The 21,678-nt window shown below is 61.7% G+C and carries 19 protein-coding genes; 12 read left to right on the forward strand and 7 right to left on the reverse strand.

Annotated elements, in window-relative coordinates; translation table 11 throughout:
* Positions 1 to 73: 73 nt before the first annotated feature.
* Complete coding sequence (locus ACIPHM_RS01155; protein WP_400323553.1) at positions 74 to 1,330, reverse strand: ABC transporter substrate-binding protein; 1,257 nt, start codon at positions 1,328 to 1,330, stop codon at positions 74 to 76.
* A gap of 415 nt (positions 1,331 to 1,745) precedes the next feature.
* On the opposite strand from ACIPHM_RS01155, the gene ACIPHM_RS01160 reads away from it, so the two are divergent.
* From ACIPHM_RS01160 to ACIPHM_RS01180, 5 genes are all read left to right on the forward strand, one after another.
* Positions 1,746 to 2,945 carry an acyl-CoA dehydrogenase family protein gene (locus tag ACIPHM_RS01160; RefSeq protein WP_400323556.1) on the forward strand — a complete coding sequence of 400 codons (1,200 nt, stop codon included), beginning with the start codon at positions 1,746 to 1,748 and terminating at the stop codon, positions 2,943 to 2,945.
* Between the two features lie 104 nt (positions 2,946 to 3,049).
* Positions 3,050 to 4,051 carry an ABC transporter substrate-binding protein gene (locus tag ACIPHM_RS01165; RefSeq protein ID WP_400323559.1) on the forward strand — a complete coding sequence of 334 codons (1,002 nt, stop codon included), beginning with the start codon at positions 3,050 to 3,052 and terminating at the stop codon, positions 4,049 to 4,051.
* On the forward strand, positions 4,048 to 4,848 hold the full coding sequence (locus tag ACIPHM_RS01170; protein WP_400323561.1) for an ABC transporter ATP-binding protein: 801 nt from the start codon (positions 4,048 to 4,050) through the stop codon (positions 4,846 to 4,848). Before ACIPHM_RS01165 ends, ACIPHM_RS01170 begins: the two co-directional genes overlap by 4 nt.
* Before the next feature lie 95 nt (positions 4,849 to 4,943).
* The gene (locus ACIPHM_RS01175) at positions 4,944 to 5,807 is read left to right on the forward strand and encodes an ABC transporter permease (protein WP_400323564.1); all 864 of its coding nucleotides are present in this window, start codon (positions 4,944 to 4,946) and stop codon (positions 5,805 to 5,807) included.
* A complete protein-coding gene (locus ACIPHM_RS01180; RefSeq protein ID WP_400323567.1) occupies positions 5,804 to 7,495 on the forward strand; it encodes an amidohydrolase in 1,692 nt (563 codons plus the stop codon). Before ACIPHM_RS01175 ends, ACIPHM_RS01180 begins: the two co-directional genes overlap by 4 nt.
* A 10-nt stretch (positions 7,496 to 7,505) precedes the next feature.
* Here ACIPHM_RS01180 and epsC read toward each other — a convergent pair whose 3' ends face one another.
* Positions 7,506 to 8,453, reverse strand: a complete 948-nt coding sequence (epsC, locus tag ACIPHM_RS01185) for a serine O-acetyltransferase EpsC (protein WP_400323570.1) — start codon at positions 8,451 to 8,453, stop codon at positions 7,506 to 7,508.
* Positions 8,454 to 8,722: 269 nt separating this feature from the next.
* Here epsC and groES point away from each other — a divergent pair, with 269 nt between their 5' ends.
* Together groES and groL are read left to right on the forward strand one after the other, a co-directional pair.
* Positions 8,723 to 9,010: a co-chaperone GroES gene (groES, locus tag ACIPHM_RS01190; RefSeq protein ID WP_400323573.1), complete on the forward strand. Its 288-nt coding sequence runs from the start codon at positions 8,723 to 8,725 to the stop codon at positions 9,008 to 9,010.
* A gap of 37 nt (positions 9,011 to 9,047) precedes the next feature.
* A complete protein-coding gene (groL, locus tag ACIPHM_RS01195) occupies positions 9,048 to 10,688 on the forward strand; it encodes a chaperonin GroEL (RefSeq protein ID WP_400323576.1) in 1,641 nt (546 codons plus the stop codon).
* Between the two features lie 131 nt (positions 10,689 to 10,819).
* On the opposite strand, the gene ACIPHM_RS01200 is transcribed toward groL, so the two are convergent.
* From ACIPHM_RS01200 to ACIPHM_RS01220, 5 genes are all read right to left on the reverse strand, one after another.
* Positions 10,820 to 12,814, reverse strand: coding sequence for a family 2A encapsulin nanocompartment cargo protein cysteine desulfurase (locus tag ACIPHM_RS01200; protein WP_400323579.1), 1,995 nt, complete (start codon positions 12,812 to 12,814; stop codon positions 10,820 to 10,822).
* Positions 12,789 to 13,721 (reverse strand): family 2A encapsulin nanocompartment shell protein, encoded by a 933-nt coding sequence (locus tag ACIPHM_RS01205; protein WP_400323582.1) that lies wholly within the window; start codon positions 13,719 to 13,721, stop codon positions 12,789 to 12,791. The genes ACIPHM_RS01200 and ACIPHM_RS01205 overlap by 26 nt, the downstream gene beginning before the upstream one ends.
* Positions 13,722 to 13,857: 136 nt before the next feature.
* Positions 13,858 to 14,157 (reverse strand): helix-turn-helix domain-containing protein, encoded by a 300-nt coding sequence (locus ACIPHM_RS01210; protein WP_400323585.1) that lies wholly within the window; start codon positions 14,155 to 14,157, stop codon positions 13,858 to 13,860.
* A 91-nt stretch (positions 14,158 to 14,248) separates the two neighbouring features.
* Positions 14,249 to 14,719 (reverse strand): rhodanese-like domain-containing protein, encoded by a 471-nt coding sequence (locus ACIPHM_RS01215; protein ID WP_400323588.1) that lies wholly within the window; start codon positions 14,717 to 14,719, stop codon positions 14,249 to 14,251.
* A gap of 281 nt (positions 14,720 to 15,000) precedes the next feature.
* On the reverse strand, positions 15,001 to 15,726 hold the full coding sequence (locus tag ACIPHM_RS01220) for an isochorismatase family protein (protein WP_400323591.1): 726 nt from the start codon (positions 15,724 to 15,726) through the stop codon (positions 15,001 to 15,003).
* Between the two features lie 193 nt (positions 15,727 to 15,919).
* Here ACIPHM_RS01220 and ACIPHM_RS01225 point away from each other — a divergent pair, with 193 nt between their 5' ends.
* The 5 genes from ACIPHM_RS01225 to ACIPHM_RS01245 all read left to right on the forward strand — a co-directional run bounded on the left by ACIPHM_RS01225 (position 15,920) and on the right by ACIPHM_RS01245 (position 21,616).
* On the forward strand, positions 15,920 to 16,966 hold the full coding sequence (locus ACIPHM_RS01225; protein WP_400323594.1) for a LysR substrate-binding domain-containing protein: 1,047 nt from the start codon (positions 15,920 to 15,922) through the stop codon (positions 16,964 to 16,966).
* A 116-nt stretch (positions 16,967 to 17,082) separates the two neighbouring features.
* Complete coding sequence (locus tag ACIPHM_RS01230) at positions 17,083 to 18,453, forward strand: APC family permease (RefSeq protein WP_400323597.1); 1,371 nt, start codon at positions 17,083 to 17,085, stop codon at positions 18,451 to 18,453.
* Between the two features lie 267 nt (positions 18,454 to 18,720).
* Positions 18,721 to 19,629 (forward strand): amidohydrolase family protein, encoded by a 909-nt coding sequence (locus tag ACIPHM_RS01235; RefSeq protein WP_400324292.1) that lies wholly within the window; start codon positions 18,721 to 18,723, stop codon positions 19,627 to 19,629.
* 72 nt (positions 19,630 to 19,701) lie between these two features.
* Entirely contained in the window at positions 19,702 to 20,622 is a 921-nt protein-coding gene (locus ACIPHM_RS01240; RefSeq protein WP_400323600.1) for a TAXI family TRAP transporter solute-binding subunit, read from the forward strand.
* A gap of 61 nt (positions 20,623 to 20,683) precedes the next feature.
* The gene (locus tag ACIPHM_RS01245; RefSeq protein ID WP_400323603.1) at positions 20,684 to 21,616 is read left to right on the forward strand and encodes an AraC family transcriptional regulator; all 933 of its coding nucleotides are present in this window, start codon (positions 20,684 to 20,686) and stop codon (positions 21,614 to 21,616) included.
* The last annotated feature ends 62 nt before the right edge of the window (positions 21,617 to 21,678 follow it).

Here is a 21,678-nt window from a genome sequence, read left to right on the forward strand (position 1 = left end):
TTGGCAAACCGATCCGGCACACGCGTTGTGCGCCGGATCGGCCGTCGGATGTGCGTGCGTCGGGGACGACCGATTACGCCCAGGTGATATGACACCCGGTCTGTTCGACCGGTAAGGCTACGTCCTCACCCTTGATGACGGTATCCACGTGGAACAGGTCCTCCGGGGTGGGGCCCTTCTCCACTGCGTGCCCGACATAGAGCGAGGGCATGAGTTGGTGGTCGCCCGCACGATAGAAAGGCGTGTAGGGCATGAGCCCGATTTCCGGAGGTAGCTTGAAACCCTCGAGGGCGTGCGCGAGTTTGACGGCATCGAGCGTCTTCTCCTGATTCGCCACAAGTGCGGCTGTCCAGACGGACGCATAGCCGAACCAGTGCCTGGCCGTGGGCACCCGACCGGCTTTCCGGCGGATGTCTGCCACGAACTGCGCGACGTGAGGCACGTTCGGCTGATTCCAGTACCACTCGAACACCCATGTGCCGATACGGGCGTTGGGCGGCAGGCCTTCCAGCACTTCAAGTTCCTGCTGCGCGCCAGCCAGATGAAAACGCTTGTCGAGACCGAATTGCACGGCCTGTTTCAGCGAGTTCACGGCGTCGTCCCCGGCGGTGAGGAAAATGATGACGTCCGGGTTTGCGGCTTGTGCCTTGATCAGGTACGACGAATAGTCGGTGGCGCCAAGGGGTGTCAGGGACGCACCAACCTCAGTCCCTCCAAACTGCTTCAGACTCGCTTCAAAGCCTTGTTGCAGTGTGTGGCCGAATGCATAGTCGGGTGTGATGAAGTACCAGCGTTTTCCGTACTTATCGAAGAGCAGCTTCGAGACCGAGTTGGTTTCCATGCGCGTGGTGTTGCACACGCGAAATACATTCCAGTGGCAGTCGGTACCCGTTACGGCGTCGGTATGGCCGCCGGTCACGATATGTAGCGTACGCAACTCGTTCGACACTTGCCCGAGGGCCAGTGCCATGGCGGAGTTCACATTGCCAAGCAGGAAATTGACATGGTCTCGCTCGATCAGCTTGCGCGCTTTTTGCACCGCAGCACCGGTATCGGCGCTGGTCGAATCCTCGACCACCAGTGATACCGGTCGACCAAGAATCCCTCCCTTGGCATTGATCTGCTCGACCGCGAGCTCGCAACCGATTTGCTCGTTTTTGCCAAGTTGTGCGTAGGTGCCTGTGAGGGGATTGCAGAGGCCGAATTTGATTGGCGTCTCGCCGCGAGCCTTGATGATGAAAGGACTGGCCAATTGCCAAGCCCCGGTCGCCGCCACCAACTTGAGAAGGGTTCTGCGACTAGGTTTGTCGAGTTCCTGTTGAGTTTTCATTTTCACTCTCCTTCCAGGTCAACCAACCTCGAGGGGAGTATCAGAAACCTTCGGCGCGAAGCTGGCATGCGGGGCTTCAACTCGCGAACCCGACGCGCGGGCCAAAATGGCAGGAACAGGTCGCACCTCGGGGATTCTCTGCCGAATTGCCCAATCAAGGGGAAATCCGCTGAAACCCGCTAGATTGAATATAGTGCAAATCACACTTGTGATGCGTGTCGAATTGACCCGCCCTCGGTTGCGTTGACGATGCCCAGTTTCCGAACGTCGACGATCGGATATCGATCGTGTCCCGCGCTGCCTAACCATATTCTGAAATATTGGTTGGATTCACGAAAGGCGCTCCCTATAGTCGCTCGAACGCCGTCTTTGGCCTACAAGCGTCTTCATGGACGCAACAACGAGTCGTAGAAGTATGGATGAGCCTTTCATTGACGAATGGTTGCCATCGCACCATTTCGGGCAACATGCGCCAGCGGTGACACGTGTGGCCGAGGTCTTGAGGTCGTCGGCGGCGCAACGCGACCGGGAAGGCGGTACGGCATGGCACGAGCGTGAGGTGCTGCGCGACAGCGGCCTGCTCTCGTTGGCGGTGCCGCGCGAGTTCAATGGTCTGGATGCAGGGTGGAAATCGATTCTGCAAATCGTTCGCCGCCTCGCCGTAGAAGACAGCTCACTTGCCCATCTCTTCGGGTTTCAGCATCTTCAGGTGGCGTCCGTCCGCCTGTTCGGTTCCGTCGACCAACAGGCGCACTACCTCGGAAACACAGTGGGCCGCCGCTGGTTCTGGGGCAATGCTGTCAATGCTCGCGACACACGTCTTGCGATCGCGAGAACACAAACCGGTTTTGAACTCAACGGCGTCAAAAGTTTCTGCTCGGGTGCGCGAGGCGCCGACATGCTCATGGTCTCGGTGACGTTGGGCGACAAGCCCACCGACCGGCGCTTTCTCGCGATTCCGACCATGCGGCAAGGCATTACTGTCCATGACGACTGGGATAACGTCGGGCAACGCCAGACCGACAGCGGCACGATCACGTTCGAACGTGTGGCAGTGGACCACTCGGAGGTGCTAGGGCCGCCCGGCGTGGCAAGCAGTCCACGCGCCACGCTGCGCAACCTCATCGGTCAATTGATCCTCACCGAAATCTATCTGGGCAACGCGCTGGGGGCACTCAGAGATGCCATCGACTACGTGAAGCTAAAGGCGCGCCCGTGGTCCATGGCGGCCGTGGAGCACGCGCGCGACGACGGATTACTCCAATTGCGAATCGGTGGCATGTGGCCTCAACTGAAATCCGCCCTGTTGCTGGCCGACGACGCACTGAGTGCATTCGAGCACGCCTGGCGCCTCGGTCTGGACTTGAGCGCGCAAGCACGCGGCAAGGTCGCATTGCAGATCGCAGCGGCAAGGCTTCATGCCGGACGTACCGCGCTGGACATCACCTCCGGCATTTTCGAACTCATGGGAGCGAGCGCCACCACGCGCCGGGATGGTTTCGACCGGTATTGGCGCAACGTACGCGTTCACACGCTGCACGATCCGCTGGACTATCGGCAGAAAGCCATCGGTCAGTGGTTGTTGACCGATGCGCTTCCCGATCAATACACCTAGCCGCGCGCCCCGTTTCCAACACGATGTGAAGACGATCCGGCGAGGATCGCAAAGTCTGGCCAGGTTTACGTCAATGAAGTCTGATCTTGAATGAGAGGTTGAGCATGGATCGTCGGGGATTTGTGAGAACGCTGGGGGCACTTGGCATAGGTGCCAATCTCAATCTGATACCCACCGCGCATGCGGCGCAGAAGATTGTTGTAGCCGAGAGTCAGGGGTCCAGTTGGGCGATCCCGTATCTGGTCTCGAGCAAGGATTACTGGCGCCCGCAGGGCATTGAGGCGACGACGCTCGCCTTCACGTCCGGCCGGCTGGCGTTCGATGCGGTACAGGCCGGCAAAGCCCAGTTCGCGACCACCACCGACAGCGTGATCGGACTCGCGGGCGCGAATGGGGTCAATACGGTGATCGTGGCGGAGTTCACGCGCCTGTCGAGCGGTATGGTGGTCGCCGCCCGCACCGACCGGGGCATCGATACGCCGGCGCAGCTCAAGGGCAAACGTATCGCCACGCCGCTGGGTACCAGCGGCCATTACTTCCTCTCGCGTTATCTGTCGCTCTGGGGCCTTAGCCTCAAGGACGTAACGTTGGTCAACGTAGGCGGTGGCGATGTCGTCTCTGCCATCGGTAAAAACGGCGTGGATGCGTTTGCATGGGGATTCGACTCCGGGCAAAAGGCGGTCGGGGATTACCCGGGGCTCGTGCGTCTGCTGCCCGACACCGGTCTGGAGAAGGTCTTCGTCAGCCATTACGTGCTGACTGCGCCGGAAGCAGTCGTGCGGCAACAGCCAAAGCTCGTGGAAGGCGCCGTGCGTGCGCTGCTCACGGCTGAACAGTTCTATCGCGAGCACACGCAGGACGCCGTCGCGCTCGTGGCCGCGCGCACGAAGACATCGGTGGCCGCAACGCAGGCGGGCTTCGACACGATGCAAGTCGGCGTACGACTCGACAATCGTCTGCTCGACGATCTCGTGCTCAACGGCGATTGGGCGATTCACGCAGGGCTCGCCCAGCATCCCAAGGAGGACCTGCGCTCGCTGTACCGAAAGCTGGTCTACACCGATGCCCTCAAGGCGGTCGCTCCTGAACGGGTCACGCTCTCATGAGCGCGTTGCCTCACCCACTCCACTCGCCACCCGCCGTCTCGATTCAGGGGGTATCGCAGCTCTACACGACACGCTCGGGCGACCTGAACTGGGCGCTCACCGATGTCGATCTGGAGCTGGGTGACCACGAATTCGTATGCGCGATCGGGCCGAGCGGATGCGGCAAGACCACTCTGCTTAATCTGATCGCTGGATTTCTCAAGCCGACGCTGGGCACGGTAGCGGTGCATGGCGCGGCGGTGCAGGGGCCGGGCCCCGACCGCGGCGTGGTGTTTCAGGAGTACGCGCTGTTCCCCTGGTTATCCACGCGACGAAACGTGGAATTTGGTCTGAAGCAGCAAGGTGTCGCGCGCGCAGAACGGCGCCGGCTCGCAGAGGAATTGCTCGCCCTTGTCGGCCTCGCGCATGCGGGCGACCGGTATCCGTTCGAGCTCTCGGGGGGAATGCGCCAACGCGTCGCCGTGGCACGCGCGCTTGCGACCCGGCCACGCGTTCTGCTCATGGACGAGCCCTTCGCCGCCATCGACGCCCTGACACGGTCGTTGCTTCAGGACGAGTTGCTGCGTGTGTGGCGCGAGTTGAAGCTCTCGGTCTTCTTCATTACGCACAACATCGAGGAAGCCGTGTTCCTCGCGCAGCGTGTCGTCGTCATGAGCCCGCACCCGGGGCGCATCCACGAGATCGTGGACGTGCCGCTGCCCTACCCTCGCGAGCGCGGCGATCCGGCCTTCGGCCAGATCTATGAGCGCATCGGCAGGGTTTTCGAGACATTGAACACAACGGAGAGCCTGACGTGAGTGCGAGCCCTCAAGGAGGCCTGCGCCTCCTGCCCGAAAGCCCGGACACACGTGCCGAGGCGTTCCCCCGATCCCCATCCGGGAATGCTGCAGCGTTGGCATCCCGGCCGTCCGGTCACCAGGACGCTGCGCGTCGACAAGCCATCGAAGAAGCCGTACGACAGGCGCGGCGCACCCGTTATTGGAGTGCACTCGGCAAGCAGTGGCTGCTAGGCACTCTCGGATGTCTGCTGTTTCTGTTGGTGTGGGAGTTCGTGCCGCGCCTCATTCCGGGGATCAACCTCAACATGTTCCCGCCGCCGTCGCGGGTGGCGGATGTTTTCGCCGAGATGACCTGGGGTACGGGCGAAATCTGGCCGCACGTCGGAGCGAGTCTTCAGCGCGCGCTGGGCGGCTTTTTGCTGGGCTCGACGCTCGGTGTCGCCGCTGGCGTGCTGACCGGACATTTCACTGCCCTGCGTCACCTGAGCGATCCGGTGCTGCATGGGCTGCGCGCCATACCGTCCATCGCCATCGTGCCGCTCGCGATCGTATGGTTCGGTCTGGGCGACCTGTCCAAGGTCATGCTGATCGCCTGGGGCGCGTTCTTTCCGGTATGGATCAACACGTTCTTCGGCGTGCGCGACATCTCACCCGCTTATCTGCGCTCAGCGGCGTCGCTCGGCGCAGGGCGTGCCGCCACCGCCCTTCAGGTGGCGTTGCCGGCAGCGTTGCCCTTCGTTTTTGCGGGTTTGCGTCAGGCGACATCGGTCTCGTTCGTGGTGCTCGTGGCCGCCGAACTCGTCGGCTCGGAAAGAGGGCTTGGCTACCTCATTTCGTTTGCGCATTTGGTCTTTCGCGTCGACATCATGTTCGTGGGACTGATCTATCTCGGGGCGCTCGGCTTCGTGGCCGATCAGCTTTTCGCCTGGCTGCTGCACCGGGTGTTCCCGTGGTATGGCGCGCAGGCAAAGCGATGAACGTCAAAGCCGATCTGATCCTGCACAGCGGGCACGTTCTGACCATGGAGCCCGGCGCAGCGCCGGCGCAGGCCATCGCCATCGCGGGCGAGCGCATCGTTGCGGTGGGGCTCGATGAGCACGTTCTCTCCCAGTCGAAAACGCCGGGGACGAAGCTCGTGAACCTGGCCGGGCGGACGGTCATCCCGGGTGTTATCGATGCGCATGCCCACATGGAGCGAGAGGGCCTGAAGACGCTACGCCCGTCCCTGGCCCACGCGCAGACGATTTCGGATGTGCTCGACGTCATACGCAGGGAAGTCGCGCGCACCCCCAAGGGCGAGTGGATCATCACCATGCCCGTCGGCCAGCCGCCGTTCTATTTCGGTGGCCCGAGCACGCTGGCGGAAAATCGCATGCCGGACCGTCACGAACTGGACGCCGTCGCCCCCGATCATCCTGTCTACATTCCGGGACTCTTCGGTAACTGGGGCGTACCGCCGGGCTACAGTGCGCTCAACTCGCTCGCCCTCGCGCGCAACGGCATTCACGCCGACACCTGCCCCGATTGTGAGGGCATCGACATCGAGATCGGTGCCGACGGCCAGCCGAGCGGGATCATCGTGGAGACCAACAAGCGCCCGCTCATCGAATTCGCCGTCCTCACGCAAGTCCCTCCGTTCGATTTTGCGGACCGGCTCGAAGGGTTGCGCCGCTCGTTGCCGCTGTACCACGCGTTCGGCACGACCAGCGTGTATGAGGGGCACGGATCTGCGCCGCAGACCATCGCCGTCTACCGTGCGCTGTGGGAGGCGGGTGAACTGACGATGCGTACACGCCTGTGCGTGAGTCCGACGTGGAACGACGCAGCACAGGCGCGTCTGGCCATGCGCGACTGGCTGTCGTTTGCGCGCGGAAAAGGGCTGGGCGATCCCTGGTTTGCCGTCTCGGGCGTGTTCATCGGGCTGGGCGGCTCTGCAGCGACCGCACGCGCTGTGCGCAAAGTGCTGCCCAACACCGGATGGTCTGGATTCGTCGAGTGGGCCAATCGCATCGAGGACTTTCGCGATTACGCATGGCTTGCCGCCGAGTTCGACCTGCGCGTGCACAGCGTGGTGATCGACCGATTGAGCGAGGTGCTGGACGTCTTCGAGGCCATCGACAAACGCTTCGCCCTCGCGCAGCGGCGCTGGGTGGTGGAGCACGTGGGGCGCGTCGAACCGTCAGATTTGCCACGTATCCGACGGCTTGGCCTGCGTGTGACAACGATCCCGTTCTACATGCTTTGGAAAAACGGGGCGTCACGCCTTGCCGAAGCGCACGACGGTAACCGGTTCGTTCCGCAGCGCACCTTGCTCGAGGCCGGTATCGACGTCGCGTCGGGCAGCGACAATATTCCCGTCAGCCCGTTCAGCGCGGTTTGGGCAAGTGTGGTTCGTGCGGAGCGCACGACAGGGGCAGTCATCGGCGCGGACCAGCGGCTCACGCGCACACAGGCGATCGAGACGATTACCCGCAATGGTGCGTACCTGAGCTTCGAGGAAGCGGACAAAGGGACGCTCGCCCCCGGCAAATGGGCGGATCTGGCGGTCCTGAGTGCGAATCCGCTGGCGATTCCCGAGGCCGATCTGCTGACGCTGCAATCGGCGCTGACGCTGGTAGGCGGCCGGGAAGTACATCGCGCAAATGAGGATCGCGCGGCGCCCTAATCCCGGGCGGTTATGCGTAATTGCGTTCGATGTCGACGCGCCTGCCCGGCGCGTTGCCCGACTCGCTGCGCGAACGGGCCTGGGTGATATTGCTGAACGGCGGCAAGTCCTGCGTGAGCCAGACATTGCCGCCGATCACCGAGCCTTGACCGATGGTCACACGTCCGAGAATGGTTGCCCCGGCATAGATGACAACGTTGTCTTCCACGATAGGGTGGCGCGCAAGCCCCTTGCGCGGGTGCCCGTCGTCGTCTGCCGGAAAGCGCTTTGCGCCGAGCGTGACGGCCTGATAGACGCGTACACGCTGCCCCAGGATGGCGGTCTCGCCGATGACCACGCCGGTGCCGTGATCGATGAAGAATCCCGCGCCGATCTGTGCGCCGGGGTGAATGTCGATGCCCGTCTCCGAATGCGCCTGCTCGGCAATGATCCGGGCCAGCAAGGGCAGATCGAGCCGGTACAGCTCATGCGCGAGCCGGTGATGAATCATCGCCAGAATGCCTGGATAGCAGAGCAGAACTTCGTCCACGCTGCCGGCAGCGGGATCTCCCTGATAAGCCGCGATGACGTCGCAATCGAGCAGGTCGCGGATCTCCGGCAGACGGTAAGCAAACTGCTGAATGGCAACATGTACACGCGCTTCGACGACTGACGTATCCGCCGCTTCGTCATGCCGATCCTTGTAACGCCATTCCAGCGTCGCCTGCTCGGCCAACTGCGCGAGCGCGGTTGCCAGCGCGTGACCGACGTAATAGTTCTCGCCAGCGTGCAGCAGCTCGTGCGGCCCCAGACGCATCGGATATAGCACGCCCTTCAGAAGATTCACGATCTCCGCCAGACGCTCGCGCGATGGCAGGTCCCGGCTTCCCGCTTCGAGCAAGCGTCGCTGTGCTTCACGCCAGCGCACCCGCGAGGACTGCAACGACGACACCACATTCTCGATCTCGAACACTGCCACGAATGAAAACTCCTGTTGGGCCGGACATGGTCAGGCCCGGCGTCAGAAGGTCGCAAAGTAGCCGGTGCCCTCACTTGCGTCAACGAAGCAAATCGGCTTTTCATAGCATCGCTTGCGATATGAGAAGCGCAGTCGTTTCGTGCATATCGATCCGAGAATCGGTTATTGGATCGCACTGCCGTGCCATTTCTATACTGCCAACCGGTCTGGCACTCGACAAACGAGAGTGCCAACGTCAAGAGAGAAATCAGACTCACAAGGGAAATGTCATGAGCCTTCGTCCACTACAGGACCGCGTCATCGTCAAACGCCTCGATCAGGAAACCAAGACGGCTTCCGGAATCGTGCTGCCGGATAGCGCCGCAGAAAAGCCCGATCAGGGGGAAATCGTTGCTGTCGGCCCGGGCCGGCGAGACAAGGATGGCCGTCATATCGAACTCGACGTCAAGATCGGCGACCGGGTGCTGTTCGCAAAGTACGGCGGTCAGGCGGTGAAAGTCGACGGTAACGAACTCCTGGTCCTGCGCGAAGAAGACATCGTCGCGGTGATCGGCTAACGCAATCGCTTCTCAAAACTATCGAGGCTAGGAAACCATGGCAGCCAAAGACATCGTGTTGCGCGACGCCGCACGTACGAAACTCGTAGAGGGCGTGAACATTCTCGCCGATGCGGTGAAAGTGACGCTCGGTCCGAAAGGTCGCAATGTCGTGCTCGAACGCAGCTTCGGTGCGCCCGTCGTGACCAAGGATGGGGTATCGGTCGCGAAGGAAATCGAACTCGCGGACAAGTTGCAGAACATCGGCGCCCAACTGGTCAAGGAAGTCGCATCGAAGACGAGCGATCTGGCCGGTGACGGCACGACCACGGCTACCGTTCTGGCGCAGGCCATCGTCCGTGAAGGTCAGAAGTACGTAGCGGCGGGGCTCAACCCGCTGGACATCAAGCGCGGCATCGACCGTGCCGTCGTGGTCGCCGTCGAGGCGCTGCGCGGCATCAGCAAACCGACCACCACCAGCAAGGAAATCGCACAGGTCGCCACCATCTCGGCTAACGGCGAAGAGTCGATCGGCCAGCGCATCGCCGAGGCGATCGATCGCGTTGGCAAGGAAGGCGTGATCACGGTGGAAGATGGCAAGTCGCTCGCCGATGAACTCGATGTGGTCGAAGGCCTTCAGTTCGATCGCGGCTACCTCTCGCCCTACTTCGTCAACGATGCGGAGAAGCAGATTGCGGTGCTTGAGTCGCCCTATGTGCTGCTGCACGACAAGAAGATCAGCAATATTCGCGAACTGCTGCCGCTGCTCGAGCAAGTGGCCAAGGCCGGCCGTCCGCTGCTCATCATTGCGGAAGACGTGGAAGGCGAGGCGCTCGCCACGCTGGTCGTCAACAACATCCGCGGCATTCTCAAGACCGTTGCCGTGAAGGCCCCGGGCTTTGGCGATCGCCGACGCGCGTTGCTCGAGGACATTGCCATCCTCACGGGTGGTCAGGTCATTGCAGAAGAAACGGGGCTGTCGCTCGAAAAGGCGACGTTGGCCGAGCTGGGCCAGGCCAAGCGTATCGAAGTGGGCAAGGAAAACACGACCGTGATCGATGGCGCGGGCGAGTCCGCCAACATTCAGGCGCGCGTTAAGCAGATTCGCGTGCAGATCGAAGGGGCGACCTCCGATTACGACCGCGAGAAACTGCAGGAGCGCGTGGCGAAGCTCGCCGGCGGCGTGGCTGTCATCAAGGTGGGCGGCGCGACCGAGATTGAAGTCAAGGAGAAAAAGGACCGGGTCGACGACGCGCTGCACGCAACGCGCGCGGCCGTCGAGGAAGGCATTGTGCCCGGCGGGGGTGTGGCGTTGATTCGCGTGCGCGAGAGCGTGCGGGAGGTGCGCGGGGCCAACGCCGACCAGGACGCCGGGATCAAGATCGTGCTGCGCGCACTTGAAGAACCGCTGCGTCAGATCGTGGCGAATGCGGGCGATGAACCGAGCGTTGTCGTGGCCAAGGTCGCACAAGGCACGGGCAATTTCGGTTACAACGCGGCCATTGGCGAATATGGCGATCTGGTGGAGCTTGGCGTGCTCGATCCGACCAAAGTCACCCGTACGGCCTTGCAGAATGCCGCGTCGGTGGCGGGTCTGCTGCTCACCACAGATGCCACGGTTGTCGAAGCGCCCAAGGCGGCCAACCCGGCCCCGGCAGGTGCCGCGGGTGGTCCGGGCGGCGCCGGGTTCGACTTCTAAGACGAACGCCAGAGCGAACGCACTGGCGCACAAATAAGCCGGAGGGCCCCATTCAGACTGACACGGGGCCCTCCGGTTTTGATATCAGCCGACGCAATGAGGCCATGCCTCAAATGTACCGGCAGGTAGCCTCAATAGCGACGAGCGGACAGGCGTCTGACCACATCCACGAGTTTGTCGACCTCTTCGCAGGTGTTGTAGAACGCCAGCGACGGGCGGACTGTCGCTTCCAGCCCGAAGCGACGCAGGATCGGTTGCGCGCAGTGGTGACCCGAGCGCACCGCGATGCCCTCTTCGTTCAGGGCACGCCCCACCGCTTCCGTCTCGTAGCCTTTGAGCACGAACGACAGCACGCTCGCCTTGTCCTGCGCTGTGCCGACGAGCCGCACGCCCGGTACCGGCGCGAGCAAGTGTGTTGCATACGCCAGCAGGTCGTGCTCGTACCGGGCGATGTTCTCGATGCCTACCCGGGAAACATAGTCGAGCGCCGCGCCCAGACCGACGGCATCCGCAATGTTGCCCGTGCCCGCTTCAAACCGGTTGGGCGGCGGCTGGAAGACGGTTCGCTCGAACGTCACGTCCGCAATCATGTTGCCGCCGCCTTGCCAGGGCGGCATGTCCTCGAGAATGGCACGCTTGCCATAGACGACGCCAATGCCGGTCGGCCCGTAGATCTTGTGCCCGGAAAACACGAAGAAGTCGGCGTCGAGGGCTTGCACGTCCACGCGCATGTGCGAGATGGACTGTGCGCCATCGACAAGCGCCTTCGCTCCGGCCCGATGCGCTATGTCCACGATCTCCTTGACCGGCACCACGGTGCCCAGCGCATTGGAGACCTGTGTCACGGCCACGATCTTCGTGCGATCGTTGAGCAGCTTGCGATACTCGTCGAGCAGCACCTGCCCCGAGTCGTCCACCGGAATCACGCGTAACGTCGCCCCCTTGAGGGCAGCAAGTTGCTGCCAGGGCACGATGTTGGCGTGGTGTTCGAGATTCGAGACGATGATCTCGTCGCCCTCGCCCACGTGCTGAACGCCCCAGGTCTTGGCGATCAGATTGATGGCCTCCGTCGTGCCACGCACAAAAATGATCTCGTCCGGCGACGACGCACCGATGAACCGCTGTACGGTGCTTCGGGCGTGTTCGTAGGCATCGGTGGCGCGCCCGGCCAGTGCATGGGCGGCGCGGTGGATGTTCGAGTTTTCGTGCGCGTAGAAGTACGCGAGGCGATCAATGACCGACTGCGGCTTGTGTGTGGTGGCCGCATTGTCGAACCAGACCAGCGGTTTGCCGTTCACACGCGCCTGAAGGATCGGGAAATCACGTCGGATCGCGTTGACGTCGAACGGCGCACGCATGCTTTGACCCAGCGAATTCGGCGCAGAGGCCGACCGCTCGCTCAGAAAGTAGCGCGATCCTTCGTCGTGTTTCGCAGCGTCCTGTACCGGGACACGTCCGGACGCGGACAGCAGATCTCTCAGTACCTCGTCACCCGGCAGGCCGAAGTTCTCTGCCCGGCCGCCCGGCAGCGGTATGCCAAGCGGTTGGGTGACAGGTTCCTGCGCGCGCAAGTTGCCATCGGTGAAATAGTAAGGCGATGACAACGCTCCGGGCGCAGGCGACGGCACCGTCAGACCACTGGCCTGGGGGACGCCCAGCGCGGTGCCGCCCACACGTGGCTCCAGCGCCGGTGAAATACTCACGACGTTGTCCGGCAGACCGTTCTGCGCTGCGGCGTGGGGGGCAAGCGCGGGTGTCCGGTTGCCTAACGACAGCACGTGCGTGGGGGCCGACGGGGCAAGATTGGCGCCCGGCACCTTGCCTTGCAGCAGGCTCAGCCCCGGAACACCCGTCCCGGCCCCGCCAGGGCCGGCAAGCGGAGATCCGCCGGGCACCGGATTGCTGATCGATGCGAGGATCGGTGCGGCGGCAGGTAGCGCCGACGGAACATTGCCTACCGCCCCGCTACCCGCCGACACGCCGGGTGCGTTGGCAGTACCCGGCAGCGCGGCGAAAAACTCCGACGCAAGATGGGCAAGCGTGGCCGGATCCGGCAAGCCCGCAGGCGGCGTCGCATGCGGCAAGCCCACGTCGGACGGATTAACGGTAGGTGTCCGGATAGTCATGGTATTTACCGATCTCCACGTCTTCCAGAACAGCCAGCGCATCGGGGGAATGCACCGCCAGCGAGCAGTACAACGAAATCAGATAAGACGCGATGGCCTGATTGTTGATGCCCATGAAACGTACGGACAGACCGGGCCCTTGTTCGCCCGCCACACCCGGCTGATACAGCCCGACAACGCCCTGACGCTTGTCGCCAACGCGCAGCAGCAGGATCTTCGTCTTGCCATCGGCGACCGGCACCTTGTCGGACGGAATGAGCGGAATACCACGCCAGGTCAGGAACTGGGAACCGAACAGGCTCACAGTAGGCGGCGGCACGCCGCGACGCGTGCATTCGCGACCGAAGGCGGCAATCGCCAACGGATGCGTGAGGAAGAACGCGGGCTCCTTCCACACCTTGGTCAGAAGCTCGTCGAGATCGTCAGGCGTCGGTGCGCCCGTGAGCGGGAACAGACGCTGCGCTTCGGCGACATTGGCCAGCAGGCCGTAGTCGGGGTTGTTGATGAGCTGGCTTTCCTGCAATTCCTTGATCGTCTCGATCGTCAGACGCAGTTGCTCTTTGACCTGATCGTGCGGGCTGCTGTAGAGATCCGAGATGCGCGTATGCACGTCGAGCACGGTGCTCACGGCATTGAGGAAGTACTCGCGCGGCTGCTCTTCGTACGGCACGAACGTTTGCGGCAGCGTGCGCTCGTCTTCGCGCTCGGTGCAGGCGACCTTCACCGCTTCGGGATTCTTGACGGCATTCAGACGGTAGATACCGGCTTCGACCGGCACCCATTGCAGCAGGTGCGTCAGCCAGCGTGGCGTGATCGTGGAGAGCTGGGGGACAGTCTTGGTGGCATTGGCGAGTTGCCGTGCTGCGTTGTCGCCGAGCGCCGTCTGGCCGCTCTGAATCGTCGACATGGTGACTCCGGGGTGGATAGAAGAAAAACAGAAATGCTTATCTCGATTTGCGGATTATCGAGATACCCCTTTGCCGGCTCAACATGCTATAGCCGCCAAACGGGCTAAAGACTGAAGACTGATGAAGGACTGAATCTCAGGGGGCTGGCGTTGGCGGTGAAGTTGCCGGTGAATAGGCGGGCACCGGTACGGTGTGAGACGCGCCCGCCGGTGCCGGAATTTCGTCCGGCGCCGCGAGCAGATGGCCGATCGGCACGCCGAAGGCGTAGGCGATTTTTTCTACGGTGACGATGGAGGCGATGGCCGCGCCCCGCTCCAGCTCTCCCACATAAGAGCGATTCAGGCTCGCGTGTTCGGCAAGCAGCTCCTGCGACCAGCCGCGCGATTCCCGCAATTGTCGGATGGCCATGCCGAGCCGATGAACGAGTGCGGTCATGATGATATTTCTCTCACGATGGATACGGCGAGACGCTCGATCATTCCCGGACTGATCTGGACCGATGTCGTGCGCACGACCGGCGGAGCAGTCAGCTCTGTCGCCATGGCAGACCTCGAAAACGCCAACCGTTGCTAGTGCCGCGATGGCCAGCGTCATCCAGATCGCCCTCGAATCCTTCCTGAACGTTGAAGACCTGCGTGAAGCCGGCCTTGGTCGCCGCCTCTGCCGCCTGCGCAGAGCGGTTCCCGCTGCGGCATAACAACAGCACAGGAGCATTCTTGCTGCCGGCCTTCGCTTCGAGTTCGCGCACGAAACGAGGGTTGCGCGTGAGGCTCGTGCCGGTGGCCCATGCCACATGCGCGGCGTCGGGCACGACACCCACGAAGGCACGCTCCTCCGCCGAGCGCACATCCACCAGCAATACCTCCGCAGCGCCGACCAGCGCCCACGCGATCTCGGGAGAAACGGTCCCGGCAAACGGCAGCCCCGCTGACAACGCCCGCTCGTGCGCGGCGATCAGCTCGGCATGCAGCGGCGTGGTCTCAACATCTACTGTCATGGCGTCTCCTTGCGACTTTCATGTGACTGCGGAATCGACGGATAGTCGATGGATTGGCTCACGGCGCAAATTGCCGTCTATAGCCACCGCCAAGCCATTATGAAAGTCGCCCTTCGGCCACTGAACCAACGAATGCTCATTTACTAAGCAGTCGGGACAGAGAAAGGACATGAGCGTCCTGGGCAGCGAGCACCGCGTGACGGGCGACGATGCGGGATGGCACCTCAAGCACCATCGCCCTTGTTCTCTCATGCCGCCCCTTTCTGCATTACCACTGCGCCTTACTTGCTGGGCGTGTTCTTGAATTGCCACACCAGATTGGCAAACGGCATATCGAGGTCGGCATAGACTTGCGCAGCCTTCGGGTCGTCGTTGCCGTGCAACATTTCCACGCCAGCGGTCGCGTAGTCCGTCACCGGGATGCCAACGCCCGCGAGACGTTGCAATCCAACGGTACGCTTGGCATCGCTGAACGTACCCGAAGCGTCGAGGACAACGCGCGGATCGTAGCCCGCGGCCTTGAGCGATAACGCCGGGAACGTGGCGCAGACCTCCAGCGACACACCGGCGATCAGGATTTGCTTACGCCCAGTCTTTTCGATGGCGGCGCGAACAGTCGGATCGTCCCACGCGTTAATCGACGTGCGGCTGATAACGGGCACGCCCGGCAGTGCGGCCGTCAACTCGGGGATGGTCGGGCCCCACATGCCATCCGGTACGGTGGCCGTCATGATGACCGGGATGCCGAGCGTCTTTGCCGCCTTGGCCAGTGCCACGACGTTGTGCTTGAGCTGGCCAACATCGATGTCGCGCACTCCGGTGAACAAACCAACCTGATGGTCCACCAGCACCAGTACCGTGTTGTCACGCGAGAGCAGCGAGTACGGCGCCCCCGACGGGGCGACGGCTTGCGAGACAGGGGCTGCCGAGGCAGTTCGTGCCGTAACGAGCGAAGACGTGGCGATCGTCAGCGCAGCAACGGTTTTCAAGAACGAATAGTTTTTCATGGTCAATTGGGAACGTTTGCGTTTGGGGAGGGCGCGGTGGCTTTCCACCGCCGCCCGACGGTCCGGCGCGCATTCGCTCCGGTTGATATGAATCATATTTACGCAACGACAATTGATAAATATGTCATTTGACAACCTATCGTTGCATGTATAGAACGATAAGCGTTTCCAACGCCACCGCCACGGACATCGAATGAACTCCGTTTCGATCGACCTGAATGACCTCTACCTCTTTGCTCAGGTGATCGAGCATCATGGATTTACCGCGGCAGGAGACGCGGTGGGCGTGAGCAAATCGCTGATTTCGCGGCGGATGACGGAACTGGAATCCAGTCTTGGCGTTCGGCTTCTCCATCGCACGTCTCGCCGACTGAGCCTGACCGACGCAGGTCAGCAGCTTTACGAGCATTGCCGGGCAATGATTGCCGAGGCCAGGGCGGGCGAAGACGCGGTTCGACAACGAACTGCCGAACCGTCCGGACTGGTGCGGATCAGCATGCCGGTGGTCGTCACGGATGTCGTGCTCGCCAAGGTGTTGCCCCGCTTCATGGAGCAGTACCCGAAGGTCAGGCTGGCGCTTCAGGCCAGCAACCGGCAGGTGGACCTTGTCGAGGAAAACGTCGATGTCGTCGTGCGCGGCATGGGGTTTGACGTGGAGGCGTCGAGCCTGGTCCAGGCGCCGTTGTGCACCGTGCGCTGGGGACTCGTGGCAAGTCCGGCGTATTTGGCGCGGCATGGGGCTATCGATAGTCCCGAGGCGCTTCGTCGAGGCGACGTCATGGTCTACGCCTCGATCAACGAGCCGGTCACTGCCCTGCGACTCATCGGGGCGGATGGCGACGTCACGACACCCATCGTTCAGACCCGCCTGCAAAGCGACAATATTGCGGCACTCAAAGAGGCGGCTCTGGCCGGCATCGGCATTGCCAGCTTGCCGCTTTACGCTTGCGCAAGCGAGATCGCTTCAGGTGTCTTGCAGATCGTCCTTCCGGAATGGCGATCCAGAGAAGGACGATTGGCCATCCTCTTCCCGACACGCCGAGGCATGATGCCCGCCGTGCGTGCGTTGGTCGATTTTCTAAAAGTAGAACTGCCGCCGTTGCTCGGATTGGCCCCAAAGCCCAACGCGATGAGCGCCGCGCCCGTCGTTTGTCCAAGCAGAGGTGCGGTGGAAACTACGCCGCAGGCCATACCGCTGCGATTGGCCGGTGCCGCTGGAGGTGCCGGTCGGACCGGATGACGCAGGATCTCTAGCCTTCCGGACCCAGGCGGAAACCCACTACTTGCGTTCTCGCCGCGCACGGAGTAAAAGTCGATCCAGTCGATCCACCCGTGTCAACCGGGAGTCGTGCGCCCATGGACCCACCCGTCAAGCTCAATGCCGATTCGCTGGGGATCGTCGAGTCTGTGATCATGGGCATTGCCGGCACGGCACCCGCCTACAGCATCGAGATCACAACGTCCACGATCATCGCCACGGCTGGCACGCTGTCGCCGGCGAGCGTCCTGATGTGCGGGCTCATCATGTTCGGCATCGCCTACGCATTCATCAATATGAACCGTGCCCTGGCGAGCGCCGGCACCTCGTATTCCTGGGTAAGCATGGTATTCGGCCGGGCGCTGGGCTTCTTTGCCGGCTGGGCGCTCCTGGTGCTGTGCTGCGTATTCATGGTTTCCGCCATGATCCCGGCGGCGAATGCCACCCTGCTCATCTTCAATCGCCCGATGATGAACAATGTGCACTACGTGACGCTGATCGCGGCCGCGTGGCTCACGCTTGTCAGTGCGGTGGTCGTCAAGGGTATCAAGCTCACCAGCTATGTGCAGGTGCTGATGACGATCGTGGAGGGCGTGATCCTGCTCGTGATTATCGTCATGAGTTTCCTCGTGTTCCCTCATGTGCCGCAGCACTCGTTTTCGTGGGGCTGGTTCTGGCCGTTCGCGTTCGCGCCCAAGCAGTTCGCCAACGGGGCGTTGGTGGCGATTTTCTTTTTTTACGGCTGGGATGTGGCGCTGAACCTCAGCGAGGAGACCCGGGACGCTAATCGCACGCCCGGTCGAGCGGCGTTCTGGTCGATGGTGTTCCTGATGGGGTTCTTCCTCGTCTTCATTGTCATCACGCTACTCGGCCTGTCGGATGCCGAAATCCAGCACTACAACACGAATATCATCTTCGCCATTGCCGAGAAGCTATTCGGGCCGACGTGGGGTTACGTCGCAATCATCGCGGTATTGCTGAGCACGGTCGGAACGGTCGAGACGCAGATGCTGCAGTTCACGCGCACACTCTTTGCCAAAAGCCGCGACGGTGCCCTCCACCAGCGCTACGCTCGCCTGCATCCGCGGTGGCGAACGCCGCATATCGCTATCTTCTTCATCTGGATTACGGGGCTCGCGCTGCTGTTGATGTCGTCTTATCTGCCCACCATCAACGTCATCCTGCAGGATTCGATTACCGCCATCGGCTTTCAGATCTGCTTCTACCTGGGCCTGACCGGCCTCGCCTGCGGATGGTACTACCGCAAGGTACTGACGCAAGGACCGTGGATGGCCGTGACCCATGTCATCTGGCCCGTGGCAAGCGGGGTTTTTCTTTTCTTCATCGCGCTTTACAGCATTCCCTCGTTCGATTGGGTCACCAATATCGTCGGTATGGGCGGCATTGCCATCGGTGTCATCCCGCTGCTGCTTAACCGGAAAAAGATCTGGGGGATTCAGCCTGGATGAGTCGCAGACGTTTTTGAAGTAGAAGGCGGCATTGCAATCGCTGTTTTGTGCAAGTAATTCACAATCCAGCGACTGTTTTCGACGGGGAATTGACGCTAGATTCTGGCGATGTTGCTTCATGCGCCAAGGCGAGCGCTGGCAACGGCACCACTGCATCGTTTGATCCAGTGATTCTCACCACTGGATGATGCTTTGCCTCTTTGCCTCTTTGCCTCTTTGCCTCTTTGCCTCTTTGCCCCTTTTGCCCACTTCTTCCGCTCTCACCTCGTGTTCCCTGACATCGCTACCTGCCCGAGCGCCGACGCCCCGCCTTGCGCCGGCCCATTGACGTCGCTCCTCACGCCGGCAGTCCAGTTGCCGCCACAAGCCTGCGACTGTCATTTCCATATCCTTGGGCCCGCCGACCGATACCCCTATTCTCCAAACCGCATCTACACCCCGCCCGACTGTCTCGTGCCGGATTACGTGGCGTTGCGTAATTGTCTCGGTCTGAGTCGATGTGTCGTGGTCCAGCCTAGCGTCTATGGAAGCGACAACACTGTACTCGTCGAGACGCTCCGGACGATGGGCGACGATGCGCGTGGTGTCGTGGTGCTTGACGATACGGCCGGACCAGGAGAATTGGCGGATCTGCATGCGCTCGGCGTGCGGGGTGTCCGGGTGAATCTCGTTGACGTGCAACGTCCCGGTGCGGACCTGCCGGTCGATAGGCTACTTCGCCTGCAGGAGCGGGTTGCACCGCTTGGGTGGCATCTGGAATTGCTCGTTCCCGTCGACCAACATCCGGATCTCTATGAAGCGCTGCACCGGTTCGACGTGCCGCTCGTATTCGGTCACATGGGTTATCCAACGATCGGTACCCCGCTTACACACCCCGGCATGGCGGCCATGCTAGCCCTCATGCAGGAAGGGCGAGCATGGGCCAAGCTGACCGCGCCTTACCGCCTGGAGACGGGCGAGCCGCCGTATCACCGTGCTCAGACGATTGCGAGATGGCTGGTGGCGCAATGCCCTCGACAGGTCGTCTGGGGCACAGACTGGCCTCACGTCATGGTTAAGACACGCATGCCGCACGATGTCGAACTGCTTGAGGTGACGGCGCAATGGATCGAGGCGCCGCATCTGCGGCACGCGATTTTCGCGGAAAACCCTGCCCGGCTTTATCAATGGCATTGACGACGATGCCGTTCGACGCCACTAACGAAGTGCCGCCAGATGGCTGGCCGCACAGATTTGCAAGGAACTGCTATGACGAAAGATCACGCCGTGGGCTTATTGTTGGGAACCTCGCCGCCCGGCGGTGGATTTACACCCTATGGCGATGCGTTTGCCGCAACCATCCACGAAGTCGATCCGGCGCTGACAATCCAGCCCGTGATGACAAAGGGAAGTACCGAGAATATTCCACAACTGGAGGCTGGGGAGCTGGCATTGGGTCTTGCGGGTGGCGAGCCGGCGTTCGAGGCATTGTCCGGCATCGGTCGGCCTCCCGCGCCGCTTAGGATCATCGCGCCGATGTATTCGTCGGCCGGCATGTTCATCGTGCCGGGCACGTCCCCCGCCCGGTCGATCCACGATCTCAAGGGACAGCCCGTGGTGTTCGGCGCCGTGGGCTCCGGACTTGTCGTGCTGGCGCGATATGTGTTGAGCGGAATGGGCCTCGACATGCATCGCGATTTCAAGGCGATTCTCCTTGAGAACGACAACGAGGCGCTCGGCATGTTGACCGATGGGCGCGCTGCCGCATTGTGGGGCGGCGGAATCGGCTGGCCAGCCTTTGAAGCGCTATCGCGCAGTCCTTCGGGCGCACGCTTCATTGTGCCGGACGATGAGGAAAGTGCAGCCATCCTGTGGCGACACGCGTTCCTGAAACGACTTGTCGTACCGATCGGCACCTATCCGGGACAGACGTCGCCCATCGTTTCCATCGGAAGCTGGTCCGTGATCCTGGCGAGCGCCAATATGGACGATGACCTGGCATATCGTCTTGCACGAGCCGTACATCGGGGGGAGGCGGCAATGGCACAACGCGTGAGCTCCGGGCGTGAGAGTCGGGCCGCCAACACCTGGATGGCATGCCCCGATGTCTCATTCATTCACCCCGGGGTGCGTCGTTATCTCGAGGAGACCGGCATCGAGCCACCGCCTGAGGGGGACATAGCGGACTGACACGGCAATGCCCGGCGTGTTTTTTGCGCTACATTAAAGTTCTGGTCATCATGTGTCGATCATGTCCGCCCCTGCGCTAAAGCACGTCAAGACCTATGGCATGGCCGAGCGTGCCAATCATCTTGAGTTCGATATCCGAACCCAGGACGGCTCACCATTGCTGAGCCGTCCGCATCGACACGAGCATTTCCAGATCAAGATCGGTCTGGCCGGAGACGTCGAACAGACATTGGGCGGAAGCGTTCGTCCATTCAAGCGCGGCTATCTGTCATTCGTTCCGCCTTATCGCGTCCATCTGATCCCGCACCCTCCGGGAACGCGGTTCGTGATGCTCAATTTCTCGCTGCAATTCCTTCGCCCCGATCTGAATGTCGATCAGCTCGATCTCGAGGCGGTCGATCTCATTCGCTTCCCGGAACTCGCGCCGTTCATTTATCAGGAGCATATGGATTTCTTCTTCGAGGAGATGGAATTCGGCCCGGTCGTTTCGTTGCTCGATCAGTTGCAGAAAGAGAATGCAGCACGCGGATTTTGCTCGCTCAGTCTGATGCGTGGCCTACTGATTCAATTGCTTTGTCAGGTCTGCAAAAAATATGAGAAGCCCATTCTCGCTTTGCAGGCCAGTCAGGGACAGCATGGACACCCGCGCCGGGCCATGCAAAAAGTGGCGCGCTTCCTTCGGACGAACTTTTGCGAAAAAATCGAGCTGGCGGACGTTGCCAACGCTGTCAGTCTGTCGCCGAATTATTTAGCCCATCTCTTGAAGAAGGAAACGGGAAAGACATTCGTTGAGCTATTGACGGAGCGGCGCATGGAGCGCGCACTGGAGTTGCTTGCGCATTCGAGTTGCCGTATCGAACAGGTCGCGCATCTGTGCGGCTTTTCCGGGCAGGCCTATTTCACGCGTCGTTTCAAATCGCGGTATGGACAAAGCCCTCGAGACTACCGGGTAACGGTTCGCCAATCCATGATGTCAACGGATACCGGCAGTTAGCCCTATTAGCAACGGGCCAAGGTGTCGGACAGTGATCGATTCATGCAGACATTCGCGCTTCC

It is taken from the genome of Pandoraea sp. NPDC087047 (assembly GCF_044745225.1).
Lineage (GTDB): Bacteria > Pseudomonadota > Gammaproteobacteria > Burkholderiales > Burkholderiaceae > Pandoraea.

Bases quoted from the DNA above. Each gene is read 5' to 3' on its own strand.
- groES (WP_400323573.1), top strand. From the start codon at position 8,723: ATGAGCCTTCGTCCACTACAGGACCGCGTCATCGTCAAACGCCTCGAT.
- ACIPHM_RS01215 (WP_400323588.1), bottom strand. From the start codon at position 14,719: ATGACAGTAGATGTTGAGACCACGCCGCTGCATGCCGAGCTGATCGCC.
- ACIPHM_RS01205 (WP_400323582.1), bottom strand. From the start codon at position 13,721: ATGTCGACGATTCAGAGCGGCCAGACGGCGCTCGGCGACAACGCAGCA.
- ACIPHM_RS01220 (WP_400323591.1), bottom strand. From the start codon at position 15,726: ATGAAAAACTATTCGTTCTTGAAAACCGTTGCTGCGCTGACGATCGCC.
- ACIPHM_RS01210 (WP_400323585.1), bottom strand. From the start codon at position 14,157: ATGACCGCACTCGTTCATCGGCTCGGCATGGCCATCCGACAATTGCGG.
- groL (WP_400323576.1), top strand. From the start codon at position 9,048: ATGGCAGCCAAAGACATCGTGTTGCGCGACGCCGCACGTACGAAACTC.
- ACIPHM_RS01160 (WP_400323556.1), top strand. From the start codon at position 1,746: ATGGATGAGCCTTTCATTGACGAATGGTTGCCATCGCACCATTTCGGG.
- ACIPHM_RS01230 (WP_400323597.1), top strand. From the start codon at position 17,083: ATGGACCCACCCGTCAAGCTCAATGCCGATTCGCTGGGGATCGTCGAG.
- ACIPHM_RS01240 (WP_400323600.1), top strand. From the start codon at position 19,702: ATGACGAAAGATCACGCCGTGGGCTTATTGTTGGGAACCTCGCCGCCC.
- ACIPHM_RS01155 (WP_400323553.1), bottom strand. From the start codon at position 1,330: ATGAAAACTCAACAGGAACTCGACAAACCTAGTCGCAGAACCCTTCTC.
- ACIPHM_RS01170 (WP_400323561.1), top strand. From the start codon at position 4,048: ATGAGCGCGTTGCCTCACCCACTCCACTCGCCACCCGCCGTCTCGATT.
- ACIPHM_RS01165 (WP_400323559.1), top strand. From the start codon at position 3,050: ATGGATCGTCGGGGATTTGTGAGAACGCTGGGGGCACTTGGCATAGGT.
- ACIPHM_RS01225 (WP_400323594.1), top strand. From the start codon at position 15,920: ATGAACTCCGTTTCGATCGACCTGAATGACCTCTACCTCTTTGCTCAG.
- ACIPHM_RS01245 (WP_400323603.1), top strand. From the start codon at position 20,684: ATGTCCGCCCCTGCGCTAAAGCACGTCAAGACCTATGGCATGGCCGAG.
- ACIPHM_RS01200 (WP_400323579.1), bottom strand. From the start codon at position 12,814: ATGACTATCCGGACACCTACCGTTAATCCGTCCGACGTGGGCTTGCCG.
- ACIPHM_RS01180 (WP_400323567.1), top strand. From the start codon at position 5,804: ATGAACGTCAAAGCCGATCTGATCCTGCACAGCGGGCACGTTCTGACC.